The sequence below is a fragment of the Enterobacter sp. MGH85 genome (assembly GCF_001037655.1).
Lineage (GTDB): Bacteria > Pseudomonadota > Gammaproteobacteria > Enterobacterales > Enterobacteriaceae > Enterobacter > Enterobacter intestinihominis.
The window spans coordinates 2,292,070-2,306,881 of sequence record NZ_KQ089925.1 but is presented as its reverse complement, the minus strand read 5'-3'; the positions used below and the strand labels follow the sequence as shown (position 1 = coordinate 2,306,881).

The 14,812-nt window shown below is 52.9% G+C and carries 12 protein-coding genes and 3 tRNA genes; 8 read left to right on the top strand and 7 right to left on the bottom strand.

The window, feature by feature from the left end; all coding sequences use genetic code 11:
* Positions 1–2 precede the first annotated feature (2 nt).
* On the top strand, positions 3–734 hold the full coding sequence (locus SK51_RS10910; protein WP_023306659.1) for a LytR/AlgR family response regulator transcription factor: 732 nt from the start codon (positions 3–5) through the stop codon (positions 732–734).
* Between the two features lie 35 nt (positions 735–769).
* On the opposite strand, the gene glk is transcribed toward SK51_RS10910, so the two are convergent.
* A complete protein-coding gene (gene glk, locus SK51_RS10905) occupies positions 770–1,735 on the bottom strand; it encodes a glucokinase (protein ID WP_022648928.1) in 966 nt (321 codons plus the stop codon).
* Between the two features lie 205 nt (positions 1,736–1,940).
* On the opposite strand from glk, the gene SK51_RS10900 reads away from it, so the two are divergent.
* Positions 1,941–3,176: an ion channel protein gene (locus tag SK51_RS10900; RefSeq protein WP_022648929.1), complete on the top strand. Its 1,236-nt coding sequence runs from the start codon at positions 1,941–1,943 to the stop codon at positions 3,174–3,176.
* On the opposite strand, the gene ipdC is transcribed toward SK51_RS10900, so the two are convergent.
* Positions 3,177–4,832, bottom strand: a complete 1,656-nt coding sequence (gene ipdC, locus SK51_RS10895; protein WP_023306660.1) for an indolepyruvate decarboxylase — start codon at positions 4,830–4,832, stop codon at positions 3,177–3,179.
* Between the two features lie 186 nt (positions 4,833–5,018).
* Here ipdC and mgrA point away from each other — a divergent pair, with 186 nt between their 5' ends.
* Positions 5,019–6,017, top strand: coding sequence for an L-glyceraldehyde 3-phosphate reductase (gene mgrA, locus SK51_RS10890; RefSeq protein ID WP_023306661.1), 999 nt, complete (start codon positions 5,019–5,021; stop codon positions 6,015–6,017).
* A gap of 126 nt (positions 6,018–6,143) precedes the next feature.
* Complete coding sequence (ypeC, locus tag SK51_RS10885) at positions 6,144–6,491, top strand: DUF2502 domain-containing protein YpeC (protein WP_022648932.1); 348 nt, start codon at positions 6,144–6,146, stop codon at positions 6,489–6,491.
* A gap of 33 nt (positions 6,492–6,524) precedes the next feature.
* Here the strand turns inward: ypeC and SK51_RS10880 are convergent, their stop codons facing one another.
* A complete protein-coding gene (locus SK51_RS10880; protein WP_023300656.1) occupies positions 6,525–7,763 on the bottom strand; it encodes an Nramp family divalent metal transporter in 1,239 nt (412 codons plus the stop codon).
* Between the two features lie 345 nt (positions 7,764–8,108).
* Between SK51_RS10880 and nupC the strand changes: the two genes are divergently transcribed.
* Positions 8,109–9,296: a nucleoside permease NupC gene (nupC, locus tag SK51_RS10875; RefSeq protein ID WP_022648934.1), complete on the top strand. Its 1,188-nt coding sequence runs from the start codon at positions 8,109–8,111 to the stop codon at positions 9,294–9,296.
* Positions 9,297–9,341: 45 nt separating this feature from the next.
* Here the strand turns inward: nupC and SK51_RS10870 are convergent, their stop codons facing one another.
* The 3 genes from SK51_RS10870 to SK51_RS10860 all read right to left on the bottom strand — a co-directional run bounded on the left by SK51_RS10870 (position 9,342) and on the right by SK51_RS10860 (position 11,934).
* Positions 9,342–11,531, bottom strand: a complete 2,190-nt coding sequence (locus SK51_RS10870) for an EAL domain-containing protein (protein ID WP_023306662.1) — start codon at positions 11,529–11,531, stop codon at positions 9,342–9,344.
* 210 nt (positions 11,532–11,741) lie between these two features.
* Positions 11,742–11,817, bottom strand: a tRNA-Ala gene (locus SK51_RS10865).
* Between the two features lie 41 nt (positions 11,818–11,858).
* Positions 11,859–11,934: transfer RNA gene (locus SK51_RS10860), tRNA-Ala, on the bottom strand.
* A gap of 217 nt (positions 11,935–12,151) precedes the next feature.
* Between SK51_RS10860 and SK51_RS10855 the strand changes: the two genes are divergently transcribed.
* A complete protein-coding gene (locus SK51_RS10855; protein ID WP_022648936.1) occupies positions 12,152–12,514 on the top strand; it encodes a YfeC-like transcriptional regulator in 363 nt (120 codons plus the stop codon).
* 1 nt (position 12,515) lies between these two features.
* Positions 12,516–12,902, top strand: a complete 387-nt coding sequence (locus SK51_RS10850) for a YfeC-like transcriptional regulator (RefSeq protein ID WP_032671363.1) — start codon at positions 12,516–12,518, stop codon at positions 12,900–12,902.
* A gap of 51 nt (positions 12,903–12,953) precedes the next feature.
* Here SK51_RS10850 and gltX read toward each other — a convergent pair whose 3' ends face one another.
* Positions 12,954–14,369: a glutamate--tRNA ligase gene (gene gltX / locus SK51_RS10845; protein ID WP_022648938.1), complete on the bottom strand. Its 1,416-nt coding sequence runs from the start codon at positions 14,367–14,369 to the stop codon at positions 12,954–12,956.
* A gap of 258 nt (positions 14,370–14,627) precedes the next feature.
* On the opposite strand from gltX, the gene SK51_RS10840 reads away from it, so the two are divergent.
* A tRNA-Val gene (locus tag SK51_RS10840) sits at positions 14,628–14,703 on the top strand.
* The last annotated feature ends 109 nt before the right edge of the window (positions 14,704–14,812 follow it).

The following is a 14,812-nucleotide window of genomic DNA, read 5'->3' as shown; positions in this document are numbered from 1 at the left end:
AGATGAAAGTCATCATCGTAGAAGATGAAATTCTGGCTCAGCAGGAGTTGAGCTGGCTTATCAAAACCCACAGCCAGATGGAGATTGTTGGCTGTTTTGAGGATGGCCTGGACGTGCTGAAATTTTTGCAGCATAACCGGGTCGACGCGATTTTTCTCGATATTAATATTCCGTCTCTGGACGGCGTTCTGCTGGCGCAAAATATCAATCAGTTCGCCCACAAGCCGTTTATTGTGTTTGTCACCGCGTGGAAAGAGCATGCCGTGGAAGCCTTCGAGCTGGAGGCGTTTGACTATATTCTCAAGCCGTATCAGGAGTCGCGTATTATCAGCATGCTGCATAAGCTGGAAGCCGCATGGCAGCAGCAGTCGCTGCCCGCCAGTGCCAATCCGGTAGCGCGGGAAAACGACACCATTAATCTGGTCAAGGACGAACGGATCATCGTCACGCCTGTCGACGATATTTACTATGCTGAAGCGCACGAAAAAATGACGTTTGTCTATACGCGGCGTGAGGCCTACGTAATGGCGATGAACATCACCGAATTTTGCAACAAACTCCCGGCAGCGCACTTCTTCCGCTGCCACCGCTCGTTCTGCGTCAACCTGAACAAGATCCGCGAGATCGAACCCTGGTTTAATAACACCTATATTTTGCGGCTGAAGGATCTGGATTTTCAGGTGCCGGTAAGCCGCAGCAGAGTGAAAGCGTTCCGCCAGCTCATGCACCTGTAGCGCGTTCCCTCTCCCGCAGGAGAGGGAGACGGATGTCAGAGGATCTGGCCAAGTACCTGACGCAGATGCGCCCCGGAGCCAAGCAAGCCCGGATTGTCGTGGACAATCAGGTAAACCGGAATGTCCTGCACGTAACTTTTGAAGCGGCCTTTGTCTTCAAAGCCACCACGGAAACCGGAGGCGGTAAAGAAATCGAGGAAGCGCGGCACGATCCCGCCCGCAATATAGACCCCGCCAAAGGTGCCGAGATTCAGGGCCAGGTTGCCGCCGAAACGCCCCATAATGACGCAGAACAACGACAAAGCACGACGGCAGTCAATACAGCTGTCGGCCAGCGCGCGTTCGGTCACATCTTTAGGCTGCAGATTTTCCGGCAGACGTCCGTCTGATTTTACAATCGCCCGATACAGGTTCACCAGACCCGGGCCAGAAAGCACGCGCTCGGCCGACACGTGACCAATTTCGGCGCGTAGCTCCTCAAGAATAATGCCCTCTTCTTCGCTGTTCGGCGCAAAATCCACGTGACCGCCCTCACCCGGCAGGCTGACCCAGCGTTTGTCGACGTGAACCAGGTGCGCCACCCCCAGACCGGTTCCGGCGCCGTAAACAGCAATGGGTTTGCCTTCAACCGGGGCCGTACCGCCGAACTGAATCAGATGCTCAGGTTTAAGCATTGGGATAGCCATGGAAACCGCAGTGAAATCGTTGATAATTTCAAGGTGCGAGAAGCCGAGGTTTTTCCGCATTTCGGCAATTGAAAAGGCCCACGTGTGGTTGGTCATCGCCACCCAGTCGCCAGTGATCGGACAGGCGATGGCGATACAACCGTCTTCAACGCTCACTTTATGCTCTTCAAGATAGACGCGAACTACCGCTTCCAGGCTTGGGTAATCCAGCCCTGAATAGGTTTTCGCCTGAGAAATTTCACCGCTGTTTACATCGCACAGGGCAAGGCGCGCGTTGGTGCCGCCTACATCACCTACCAAAGCATACTTTGTCATTCTTCTACTGCTCCGCTAAAGTCAGAATAAATCTTTGGGACACTGTAAATTCAAGGCGTGATAACAACAACGACCAGAAGGTGACTGCCCATGGATTATCGATCTTCGTCACATAATAACTTTACCGTTTCAGCACCTTTTGCACTATTGCCACAATGCTGATTGTGCAAAGTAACGTTAAGCCGTTTTGTACAAGGAAATCATCATGCTCCATCCGCGAGCCAGAACCATGCTGTTATTGGCTGTCCCGGCGCTAATTATTGGCGTAGCGTCGAGCCTGGTGCTCATCGTCGTCATGAAAGTAGCGGCAGTGCTGCAAACGATTTTATGGACCGCGCTGCCGGTTAAACTTGGCATCAGCACTGACTCGCCAGGGTGGATCATGATGATGCTGACCCTGACCGGAATTGCCGTAGGTCTGGTGATCCGCTATAGCCCGGGCCATGCCGGGCCGGACCCGGCACTGGAACCCTTGATTGGTGCGCCAGTATCTCCCTCGGCTCTGCCGGGGCTTGTTATCGCGCTGATTATCGGTCTTGCGGGCGGCGTAAGCCTCGGGCCTGAACATCCCATTATGGCGGTTAATATCGCGCTGGCGGTCTTTCTGGGAGCGCGTCTTTTCCCGCGCGTTGGCGCGCTGGACTGGACGATTCTGGCTTCCGCCGGTACCATCGGGGCACTGTTTGGTACCCCAATAGCGGCTGCGCTCATCTTTTCGCAAACGCTCAGCAGCGACAATGATGTGCCGCTGTGGGATAAACTCTTTGCGCCATTGATGGCCGCCGCAGCAGGGGCCCTCACGACCAGCCTGTTTTTCCATCCTCATTTTTCACTCCCCATCCCCCACTATGGCCAGATGCAACTCACCGATATTGTCAGCGGTGCCGTCGTCGTCGCGATAGCCATTGCGCTGGGAATGATCGCAGTGTGGTGTCTTCCGCGCCTGCATCGTCTGATGCACAGGCTGAAGCATCCGGTGCTGATTCTGGGTATGGGCGGTTTTATTCTGGGCGTTTTAGGCGCTATCGGCGGGACGGTTACGCTGTTTAAGGGTCTGGACGAGATGCAGCAGCTGGCCTTCAGCCAGGTTTTTGGCGTCTCCGATTATCTGCTGTTCGCGCTGGTAAAACTGGCGGCGCTGGTGATCGCTGCGGCCTGTGGTTTCCGGGGAGGACGGATCTTCCCGGCGGTATTTGTTGGCGTCGCGCTGGGGCTGATGCTGCATGAGCACGTCGACGCTGTCCCTGCGGCGATTACCGTCTCCTGCTCCATTCTGGGGCTGGTACTGGTGGTAACGCGCGATGCATGGCTGAGTCTGTTTATGGCGGCCGTTGTGGTGCCGGATACCACGCTTCTGCCGCTCCTTTGTATCGTGATGTTGCCCGCCTGGCTCCTGCTGGCGGGCAAACCGATGTTGATGGCATGGCGAAACGACAGGTAATCAGGCGTTATTGCGCGCCTCCAGCGCTTTGGTCAGCGCGCTCAGCAGCGGCGGAATATCGGCTTTCGGCAGCATCACCTCGATCAGCGATAGTCGCTCGTGGTGTGCTACTTTATCCAGCACCTCCGCCAGTGTTTCCGCTTCGCTGACGCGCCAGCATTCTGCCTCTGGCGCCAGGCTCAGCGCCTGCGGGATCTGCGTCCAGTTCCAGAGGGCAATATCGTTATAGCGCTGCTCCGGCCCGTGGATGGCTCTCTCAACCGTGTATCCCTCGTTGTTAAGCACCAGAATAATCGGGCGCTGCTTGTCGCGCAGCATCGATCCCAGCTCCTGAATGGTCAACTGCGCGGCACCGTCACCCGTCAGGACAATCACGCGTCGGTTCGGACACGCTGTTTGCGCGCCAAACGCCGCCGCGAGCGTGTAGCCGATCGATCCCCAAAGCGGCTGGACGATAAAGTTCACGTCTGCCGGTAAACGCAAATCGATAGCGCCGAAAGCAGACGTCCCCTGGTCGGCCAGAATAATGTCTCCGGGGCGAATAAACGTTTGCAGGGTACGCCAGAAGCTCTCCTGAGTCAGCGCCCCTTCGATAGTGGGGAAAGAAGAGCTGTGATCAGATGGAGCTCGCGTATCACACACATGCGTTTTACACAGCGCTGTCAGCGTTTCAATGGCCTCCCTCATCGGGATACCCGTAAACCAGACGTCGCCGACGCGGGACGCGTGGGGCTGAACCTCTATCGTCTGATCTGGCGTCAGCTGGTGGGTAAACCCGGCTGTGAGCGTATCGGTAAAGCGCGTGCCAATGCACAGCACCGTATCAGCCCCCTCGATTGCCTCTTTGACCGCCGCGGCGCTCGCCGATCCGCTGTAGGTGCCATAAAAACCGCTCTGTCGTTCGTCAAAAATGCCCTTGCCCATCAGCATGGTGGCGTGTGCCATCGGCACCTCTTTCACCCACGTCTGAAGGGCCGCGCGCAAACCGTGGCGCAGCACCAGGAAGTCCGCTAACAGCGCGGTGCGTTTGCTCGTTGACAAACGCTTTTCGGCAGCCTCACGGAACGCTTGCATGCAGGCTGAATCGGCCGGTGCGGAGTTAAGAGTGAGAGCGCTTACAGGGGGCGTAGCGGCTTTTTTCGCCACATCGGCGGGCAGCATCAGGTAGCCCGGACGGCGCTCCCGCAGCATGGTGGTCAGGACTCTGTCAATTTCATAGCAGGCGTTTTGTTCGGTAAGCACCGCCTGTGCAACGGTGATGGGTTCGCTCATGTGGTAGAAATGGCGGAACTCGCCGTCGCCTAAGGTGTGGTGCAGTAACTCTCCTCGCTGCTGCGCCGCCATACCCGGAGCCCCCACAATATGGAGCACGGGGACATGTTCGGCAAAGCTGCCCGCCACACCGTTCATGGCGCTTAACTCCCCAACGCCGAAAGTCGTCAGGAGTGCGGCAAATCCCTTACAGCGGGCATAGCCGTCTGCGGCGTAAGACGCGTTCAGCTCGTTGGCACAGCCCACCCAGCAGATGTCCGGGCTGTCTATCACATGGTCGAGAAACTGCAGGTTATAGTCGCCCGGCACGCCAAACAGATGATCGGCACCGCAATCTGTTAGTCGGTCCAGCAGGTAATCGGCGACGCAATAGGGGGTACGCATATTATAGGTGTCCTTCTGACGTTGACCTCACTCTGAGTATTAAATAAGCGTGAAGGGTGTCCAGAATTGGCGACAATCAGGGGCTGGAAAGAATGCTTTACAAAAAAAGCTGAGCTATGCTCATTTTCTTCAGGTTAGTGTAAACGCATACACTGATTTTTCTTTCCAGCGCCAGAGGTCTCGCTCATGGGTTATCAACCTGACAAAAATCGTTACCAGACAATGCAATATCGCCGCTGTGGACAAAGCGGCCTCAAGCTTCCCGCCATCTCGCTGGGGCTTTGGCATAATTTTGGCGACGCGACGCTGCTCGAAAACAGCCGTCAACTTTTACAGCGCGCCTTCGATTTGGGTATTACTCATTTTGACCTTGCCAATAATTACGGCCCACCTCCTGGTTCAGCCGAACGCAACTTCGGACGCATCCTGCAGGAGGATTTCCTGCCCTGGCGCGATGAGCTAATCATCTCCACCAAAGCGGGCTACACCATGTGGGACGGGCCTTACGGCGACTGGGGCTCGCGTAAATATCTGATTTCCAGCCTGGACCAGAGCCTCAGGCGTATGGGGCTGGAGTACGTTGATATCTTCTATCACCACCGCCCCGATCCACAAACGCCGCTACGTGAAACGATGAAAGCGCTTGACCATGTGGTGCGCCAGGGCAAAGCGCTGTACATCGGCCTGTCCAACTACCCGGCAGAACTGGCGCGGCAGGCGATTGAAATACTGGAGGATCTGGGTACGCCCTGTCTAATCCACCAGCCGAAGTACTCCATGTTTGAACGTGCGCCTGAAGAGGGGTTGCTGGACGTGTTGCAGCAAAAAGGGGTGGGATGTATCCCCTTCTCTCCCCTGGCGGGCGGACAGTTGACCGATCGCTATCTGAACGGCATCCCGGCGGATTCTCGCGCAGCAAGCGGCAGTAAGTTCCTTAATCCGGACCAGATCACCGACAAAAAGCTGGAAAAGGTACGCAAGCTGAATGCGCTGGCGGAAAAACGGGGGCAAAAGCTTTCGCAAATGGCACTGGCCTGGATCCTGCGCCACGATGCGGTGACATCAGTGCTCATCGGCGCAAGCAAAACCGGACAAATTGAAGATGCTGCAGGCATGCTTGAAAATCGTCATTTCTCCGCAGAAGAGCTGAAGACGATAGAAGCGATCCTGTCCAGTTCAGATTAAAAACACTTTTAGCAAAAAGTGCTCTCGTTCATGATTTAGGAGTTGAGGCGATGAAACGAATGTTTACCAACTCGTAAAATTGCGTTAACAGGTCGCACAGCGGCCCCGATCGTGAAGGAGAAGAGTATGTTCAGGTCACTGATTCTTGCAGCGGTACTACTGGCTTCGGCCCCGCTGGTCGCCAATGCGGGCGAAATCACCCTGTTGCCATCGATTAAATTACAAATTGGCGATCGTGATGACTACGGCAGATACTGGGACGGTGGCTACTGGCGCGACCGTGACTACTGGCACCGACATTATGAGTGGCGTAAAAACCGCTGGTGGAAACACGATAACGGCTATCACCGTGGCTGGGATAAGCGTAAGGCCTACGAGCGCGGCTACCGCGAAGGCTGGAACGATCGTGACGACCGCCGTGGCGGCAGGGGGCACGGAAAAGGCAGAGGCCATGGTCACGGCCATCACCATTAACAGCAAAAAGGAGCCTCACGGCTCCTTTTTCTTTTACAGGCCTGCGGCTGTGCCTATCAGCAACCACATGTTTAACGCCACCACCACGACCACAATGGCCCACCCGGCGCGTTTCACCCACGTCGAATTCACCAGATCGCCCATCAGCGATTTGTTGCTGGTGAATATCAGTAGCGGCACCAGCGCCAGCGCAATACCGAAACTCAGCAGCACCTGACTCATCACCAGAATGCGGGTCGGATCCAGCCCCATCAGAATTACAATAAAGGAAGGCAGCATCGTTACCGAACGGCGAACCCACAGTGGAATATGGAAACGTACGAACCCCTGCATCACCACCTGCCCGGCCAGTGTCCCCACAACCGTAGAGGAAAGTCCCGCAGCAACCAGGCTTAAACCAAAAATAGTGGCAGCGGCATGGCTCAGCAACGGCTCCAGCGTCAGGTACGCCTGGTCGAGATCGGCAACCCCGGTATGCCCGTTAAAGTGAAACGCGGCGGCGGCAGTCGCCATCATCGCCAGATTCACAAATCCGGCAATGGTCATCGCAATTGCCACATCCCATTTCGAGGCGGAGTAGCGCTCTTTACTCGTCCCGCCGTGCAGATTTTGGGTTAAAGAAGAGTGCAGATAAATTACGTGCGGCATAATGGTCGCCCCCAGCACCCCGGCGGCCAGAAATACGGCTTCAGAGGTGGGTAACGACGGGATCACCATCCCTTTCGTCAACTGCACCAGATTCGGCTGGGAGAAAATCAGCTCAACAATATAGGCGGCAGCGACGAACAGCAGCAGGCCGCCGATGACTTTCTCCAGCGGTTTTTGTCCCCGCCTCTGGAGCATCAAAATAAGGAACGTGGCGATACCGGTCAGCACGGCGCCCTGTAGCAGGGAGACGCCCAGAATAAGCTTAAAGCCGATCGCCGCCCCGATAAACTCGGCGAGATCGGTGGCCATGGCGATAATTTCCGCCTGGACCCAGTAAAACCATACCGCCGGACGCGGATAGTGATCGCGGATTTGCTCCGCCAGGTTTTTCCCGGTGGCAATACCCAACTTCGCGGAAAGCATCTGAATCAGCATCGCCATCAGGTTGGCCCACACCACAACCCACAGCAGCTTATAGCCGAAACTGGCCCCGGCCTGAATATTGGTCGCAAAATTACCCGGATCGATGTAGCCAATCGCGGCAATGAATGCAGGTCCCATTAATGCGAACCGCAGCTTGCGTGCCGCCCTGCCGCTGCTACTCTCTACGCGACTATTCGTCATTTCTGCCTCTGGAAATATAGCCTGTGCTATGTTTTATGCTATCAAAATGAGAATGATTATCAAGTTCATTTGTAATGGTTAACATGATTACTCTGATAGCCAGGGACAATGGACAGGCAGGTGGAGCAAGGTCACAGAATGTGAAAATGCGCAGACATTTGTGAAGCGTAGCACACAAACTTAACTTTTCACTCATTTACCTAACATAACAAAAATGTATTGTTGATCACTATTTTTGAGACTCGTCACAGGATGTAACTATAGTGTGGGCTTGATCTCGTTTTCTTTGTGCTTGTTACATAGAATGTGCACGGAAATTAAACCTGCCTCATATTTGGAGCAAATATGGACCGCGTCCTTCATTTTGTCCTGGCACTCGTTGTCGTTACTGCACTCGCATTGCTGGTCAGCACTGACCGCAAAAATATTCGTATTCGCTATGTTGTCCAGCTGCTGGTCATTGAAGTTTTACTTGCGTGGTTCTTCCTGAACTCCAACGTAGGCCTCGGCTTCGTGAAAGGCTTCTCCGAAATGTTCGAAAAACTGCTCGGATTTGCCAACGACGGGACTAACTTTGTCTTTGGCAACATGAACGATCAGGGTTTGGCCTTCTTCTTCCTGAAAGTGCTCTGCCCTATCGTCTTCATCTCTGCCCTGATCGGGATCCTCCAGCACATTCGTGTTCTGCCGGTGGTTATCCGTGCAATCGGCTTCCTGTTATCGAAAGTTAATGGCATGGGCAAGCTGGAATCCTTTAACGCAGTCAGCTCGCTGATCCTGGGTCAGTCTGAGAACTTCATTGCGTATAAAGATATCCTCGGCAAGATGTCCCGTAACCGCATGTACACCATGGCGGCGACAGCAATGTCTACCGTTTCCATGTCTATCGTGGGCGCGTATATGACTATGCTGGAACCTAAATACGTGGTTGCAGCGCTGGTTCTGAATATGTTCAGCACCTTTATTGTTCTTTCGCTGATTAACCCGTACCGCGTGGATGCCAGCGAAGAGAACATTCAGATGTCAAACCTGCACGAGGGACAGAGCTTCTTCGAAATGCTGGGTGAATACATTCTGGCGGGTTTCAAGGTTGCGATTATCGTTGCCGCGATGCTGATTGGCTTTATCGCACTGATCGCTGCGCTGAACGCCCTGTTTGCGGCCGTACTTGGTATTTCGTTCCAGGGTATTCTGGGCTATATCTTCTACCCGGTCGCCTGGGTAATGGGTGTGCCCGCTCACGAAGCGTTGCAGGTGGGCAGTATCATGGCAACGAAACTGGTATCCAATGAATTCGTGGCGATGATGGATCTTCAGAAGATTGCCAGCACGCTCTCCCCGCGTGCGGAAGGGATCCTGTCCGTCTTCCTGGTCTCCTTCGCGAACTTCTCTTCCATCGGTATTATCGCTGGTGCGATTAAAGGCCTGAACGAAGAGCAAGGTAACGTCGTTTCTCGCTTTGGCCTGAAGCTGGTTTACGGTTCAACGCTGGTGAGCGTCCTGTCTGCCTCTATCGCAGCATTGGTGCTGTAATCCATACCGCTCAATGAAAACCGGGAGCCATCGCTCCCGGTTTTTTTATGTCTCCAGCGCCGTCAGGGGCAGTGGTTTACCAATCAAATAGCCCTGCAAATAATCAACGCCGTATCGCAGCAACATCTCGCGTTGTTCAGCCGATTCCACATATTCAGCCACCACACAAAGCGATTTCGTTTTTGCCATGTTGCAAATGGACTGCACGATCATCGCATCCATGCTGTCGGTGCAGATATCTTTCACGAAGCAGCCATCGATCTTAATGATATCGGCCTCCAGTCGCTTCAGGCGCTCAAAGTTGGCATAGCCGGTACCAAAGTCATCGATAGCAATGCGGAAGCCATAATCCCGCAGCTGCTGGATATTGTTGATGCTGCTTCCCGAGTCAGAGAAAGCCTGTTCCTCGGTGATCTCAATGACGATATCTTGCGGTGCAACGGCGTAGCGTTCAAAAAGCGCGATGATCTCAGCTGCAATCTCGTTCTGCATCAGCGTCAGCGGCATCAGATTAACGGAGAACCGCGTTCCGGCCCGTCCGGATGGATGACTGCGCATCCACATCAGCAATTTTTCCACCACGTTCAGGTCGAATCGGTGGCTCAGGTTGAACTGAGCAATCAGCGGAATAAAGCGGTCAGGGGTGATGATCTCACCATCACTTTCAAGACGCGAAAGGATTTCAAAGTACCCTTCTCCGCGCGCGTTGTGAATTGGCTGCGCGTAAAGATGGAGACCACCGATATCAAGGGCGCGTTTTATACGGGCCAGCATTAGCACCCTGTCAGTCGTATGACCAGAAACATCATCCAGACTGTTGGTTAACGCAAGGACGTTATGCCCGGAACAGGACTGCTCGGACAGCCAGCTCAACTGACCCAGCGTGTGATGCACGCTTTCTCCATTTGGCACTTCCCCCCAGGAGGCACCAAACTCAATGTCGAGCTCAGTCTTGTTCCAGATAATTTTACGGCTGTTCAGATGGTCAACCATAAATTGCAGACGTTCAGCCGTGCCCGGTCCCAGCAAGACCAACATCAGTTCACTGCCTGGTAACTGGAAGAGCTTCTCGTCTTTTTGCAATAACGGCTGCAGCGACGCGGTGATCATCTTTTTACAGTGCACGCGCATGAGGATGCCGTAGTGACGGCTCAGGAATTCCAGATTATCCAGACGCAAGCAGCAGACTTTGGCCTCAGGATGATGCTGTAGAAAAACTTCCAGCGCACGAATGTTAGGCAGACCGGTGAGCGGATCGGTAAGCGCCCTCTCCTGCCACCCCTGTTTCAGCCATTCACTTTTCTGATAGATCTGCGACATGTAAAGCAGGCAGATAGCGAAAGAGATGAGTACCGACAGAATAAAGGAGAGCGAGTGGCCCGATTCAACGCCATTGAGAAAATTATAATTATAGGTCAACAACATGAGCGCTGAGGCTGCCCAGAATAAAGAGATGAGCGCATAGCTCAAACGACCAATACCCAGGGTAAAAAGAATGAAAACGGTCGGCATCAAATAACCCGCAATAAACTGCGACTCAAAAGGCGCGCATAAAATAGCGATCATTGAGACCAACAGCATCAGCCACACAACGATAAATAACGCTTTTTTGTTGCAAAAGAGGGGCTTCACGCTTCGCCGCCAGAATGTTCGGGCATAGCGAGGATTAATAATCATTCTTAATGGATAATAGAACATCATGGTGAAAATCAGGGCGGCGCAAATCAGACTCTGAATATCGATAACGTTATAAATTGCAGAGCCTTCGCCGAAATAGGAGGAGATTGTTACCGGGAAATCAAATAAATACCCCGCCAGATACATCGATAATTTGATGCCCACAGGCACCATAAATCCGAGCCATAAAATACGTATACCAATGTACTTATTCGGCATGCTGTGGCGCCAGCGCTTGCCCAGCATCAAACGGATAACGCCACAGGCGGCGAAGACGGAAAACGTCTGACAACATAATAAAACGATAGATTGTAGCGGGGCTAAATCAAAGTAATAAGCATTAGTAACACTAAAACTTAGCAACAAAGGAATGATTGCCCATCGTCCAAATAACAACACGATGGCGAGCATGGCGCTTAAGGGCAGCCACGCTAAATAAACATCATTTTCGTTAACGATAGCGCGCGGAGAGATATAACGGGAAAAGGGGATCGCAATCAGGCTTAGCGCCAGGGCAATCATAAATATTTTTACATTATTGTAAATTTTTCTATTCATTAATCCGGGTAATCTATTTAACCATCGTCTTATTGACCGGATCGATAATAGGTTTATTAATTGGATGAATCAAGTTTAGGTCTATTTATGGACTTAATTATTGATTTGGATTGAGGTGAGGTATAGAAAACGACGTTAATTGCAACAAAAACAGTCTAAATATTTTACAAGATATAAAAAACCCCCGTCTGACGACGAGGGTTTAAATTTTGGTGGAGCTAAGCGGGATCGAACCGCTGACCTCTTGCATGCCATGCAAGCGCTCTCCCAGCTGAGCTATAGCCCCACATGTTACTTTACCTACCGTACTCTGTTGGGTTCAGAGTTTGGTGGAGCTAAGCGGGATCGAACCGCTGACCTCCTGCATGCCATGCAGGCGCTCTCCCAGCTGAGCTATAGCCCCATCGTAAAGCTGTCATGTTGACGGGCGGCATAATATGAATTCCGCCGCACAGTGTCAACGGCAAATTCAACCTCAGCCTTTCAACCGCCGAAAAATCATGCAAATGAATCACTTTGCGAGTCTGCTCGCAGCCAGGAGTTAAGCTTGTCACGTTTTCACGTAAAACGGTGCTATAAAATGAACCACTAATTAACCCCACAGATATTCAGGAAATTGTATGATCAAGGAACGAATGACGCCAGAAGAGTTAGCCCTGCTGACTGGCTATAGCCGACAGACCATCAATAAATGGGTACGCAAAGAGGGTTGGATTACATCGCCAAAACCAGGCGTTCAGGGCGGCAAGGCGCGTCTGGTACACGTCAATGAAAAAGTGCGCGACTTTATTCGCAGCGCACGCAGGGTAACAGAGTCGCCGGAAATGCCAGAAAAGGCGTACCACGAAGGCTCGCTTCACGCCCTGCTCCTGACGCTGGCGAATGAAATGACGCCGGATGAGCAAAAGCAGATGACATCTCTGTTACTGCGGGAAGGGATTACCGGATTGTTACAACGCTTAGGGATTCGCGACCAACGCTAATATGAAAAGATTACGCAGCAAAATGACCACGGAAGAGCTGGCGGACAGTCTGGGCGTCGCCCGACAAACCGTTAATCGCTGGATACGACAGAAAGGATGGAAAACGGAGGGTATCAACGGTGTAAAAGGCGGAAGAGCGAGGGTGATATGTATTGATGCGCACGTTAAGGAGCACATCATTAGCCTTCCCGCCATTCGTAACAGTCGGGCTGTTTACCATGTGGCAGAAAGCCCTTCACTCTATGGCGTGGCGACCTCATCCAGCCTGCTTCCACAAATTATCGACTCGCTGGAAAGCATGACCACTGTCGAACAGGAACGTTTGCACAAGCTGCTCGCTCGCGAAGGTTTGCAGGGTTTTCTCACGCGTCTTGGTATTGCTGAATAACAGACATAAAAAACGGCAGGTTACCCTGCCGTTATTTGTATTTCACGAGCATTACTGCTGGCTTTCGCGCTCAGCAATAAAGCCCAGCGCCTTGTTGATACGCGCAACGCTACGTGATTTGCCAATGGCATGAACGGTCACGTCCAGCGCCGGAGACTGGCCTGCCCCCGTCACCGCAACGCGCAGCGGCATACCGACTTTACCCATGCCAATTTCCAACTCATCAGCGGTTGCCTGAATCGCGTGGTGAACATTTTCTGCAGTCCATTCGGTAATGGCTTCGAGTTTATCTCGCACCACTTCCAGCGGCTGACGCGCAACCGGACGCAGGTGTTTCTTGGCCGCGTCGGCGTCGAACGCGTCAAACTCTTCATAGAAGTAACGGCAGCTCTCGGCGATCTCTTTCAGCGTTTTGCAACGCTCGCCAAGCAGCTTCACCAGATCCGCCAGTTCAGGGCCCGTACGGGTATCGATGTTTGCCTGCTCAATGTGCCATTGCAGATAAGTCGCCACATACTCTGGCTGCATGGTATTGATGTAGTGATGGTTCAGCCACAGCAGTTTGTCAGTGTTGAACGCGCTGGCTGATTTGCTTACCGAGTTCAGAGAGAAAAGCTCGATCATCTCTTCGCGGCTGAAGATCTCCTGGTCACCATGAGCCCAGCCCAGACGCACCAGATAGTTCAGTAGCGCTTCCGGCAGATAGCCGTCATCACGGTACTGCATCACGCTCACCGCGCCATGACGTTTGGACAGCTTTTTACCGTCGTCACCGTTGATCATCGATACGTGCGCATACACCGGTACAGGCGCGTTCAGCGCTTTCAGAATGTTGATCTGACGCGGGGTGTTATTGATATGGTCTTCACCACGGATCACGTGAGTGATTTCCATATCCCAGTCGTCCACAACCACGCAGAAGTTATAGGTTGGCGAGCCGTCAGTACGACGAATGATGAGGTCATCCAGCTCCTGGTTGCTGAATTCGATCGGGCCACGGATCTGGTCATCAAAGATAACAGAGCCATCCTGCGGGTTAGCAAAACGCACTACGCAAGGCTCATCAGCAGCATGCTCGCTGTGGTCATGACGGCAACGACCGTCATAACGCGGTTTTTCGCCTTTTGCCATTTGCTCTTCGCGCAGCGCATCCAGACGCTCCCTTGAGCAGTAACACTTATAGGCCGTGCCTGCGACCAGCATCTCGTCAATTACGGCGTTATAGCGGTCAAAACGTTTGGTCTGGAAGTATGGGCCTTCGTCCCACTCCAGATTCAGCCAGTTCATCCCATCCATAATGGCTTCAATTGCTTCCGGCGTTGAGCGCTCCAGGTCGGTGTCTTCAATACGCAGCACAAACTCACCTTTGTTGTGGCGTGCGAAAAGCCAGGAGTAGAGAGCAGTACGTGCACCACCGACATGCAGATAGCCTGTCGGGCTCGGCGCGAAGCGAGTTTTGATTTTCATGAAATGGCCTTACGTTATAAAGATGCCGGTAATCGGCAAATCCTGGGAAGAAAACAATGGGCAATATTCTATCACTGTGGGCCGATTCCTCAATGTCGATCACTTTATCCGGTTCGAGATTGCTGTTTTTGTTTAGAAATCATGCACCACAGTCCGTTTTGCGATCGTTTTGACTAATTTTACGACGAACGAATAAAAACTTTAGAAAATGCGTTGACTCATTTTCAACTCTCCCTATAATGCGACTCCACACAGCGGGGGTGATTAGCTCAGTTGGTAGAGCATCTCCTTTACACGGAGGGGGTCGGCGGTTCGAGCCCGTCATCACCCACCATCTACTTCGGTAGACTCGCAGTGTAGATAAGAATTGAGATTGGGCGATTAGCTCAGTTGGTAGAGCATCTCCTTTACACGGAGGGGGTCGGCGGTTCGAGCCCGTCATC

Excerpts from the sequence above, each read along its gene's own strand:
- SK51_RS10850 (WP_032671363.1), top strand. The coding sequence starts at position 12,516 with ATGAAAAGATTACGCAGCAAAATGACCACGGAAGAGCTGGCGGACAGT.
- SK51_RS10910 (WP_023306659.1), top strand. The coding sequence starts at position 3 with ATGAAAGTCATCATCGTAGAAGATGAAATTCTGGCTCAGCAGGAGTTG.
- glk (WP_022648928.1), bottom strand. The coding sequence starts at position 1,735 with ATGACAAAGTATGCTTTGGTAGGTGATGTAGGCGGCACCAACGCGCGC.
- ipdC (WP_023306660.1), bottom strand. The coding sequence starts at position 4,832 with ATGCGTACCCCCTATTGCGTCGCCGATTACCTGCTGGACCGACTAACA.
- ypeC (WP_022648932.1), top strand. The coding sequence starts at position 6,144 with ATGTTCAGGTCACTGATTCTTGCAGCGGTACTACTGGCTTCGGCCCCG.
- SK51_RS10870 (WP_023306662.1), bottom strand. The coding sequence starts at position 11,531 with ATGAATAGAAAAATTTACAATAATGTAAAAATATTTATGATTGCCCTG.
- gltX (WP_022648938.1), bottom strand. The coding sequence starts at position 14,369 with ATGAAAATCAAAACTCGCTTCGCGCCGAGCCCGACAGGCTATCTGCAT.
- nupC (WP_022648934.1), top strand. The coding sequence starts at position 8,109 with ATGGACCGCGTCCTTCATTTTGTCCTGGCACTCGTTGTCGTTACTGCA.
- SK51_RS10855 (WP_022648936.1), top strand. The coding sequence starts at position 12,152 with ATGATCAAGGAACGAATGACGCCAGAAGAGTTAGCCCTGCTGACTGGC.
- SK51_RS10900 (WP_022648929.1), top strand. The coding sequence starts at position 1,941 with ATGCTCCATCCGCGAGCCAGAACCATGCTGTTATTGGCTGTCCCGGCG.
- SK51_RS10880 (WP_023300656.1), bottom strand. The coding sequence starts at position 7,763 with ATGACGAATAGTCGCGTAGAGAGTAGCAGCGGCAGGGCGGCACGCAAG.
- mgrA (WP_023306661.1), top strand. The coding sequence starts at position 5,019 with ATGGGTTATCAACCTGACAAAAATCGTTACCAGACAATGCAATATCGC.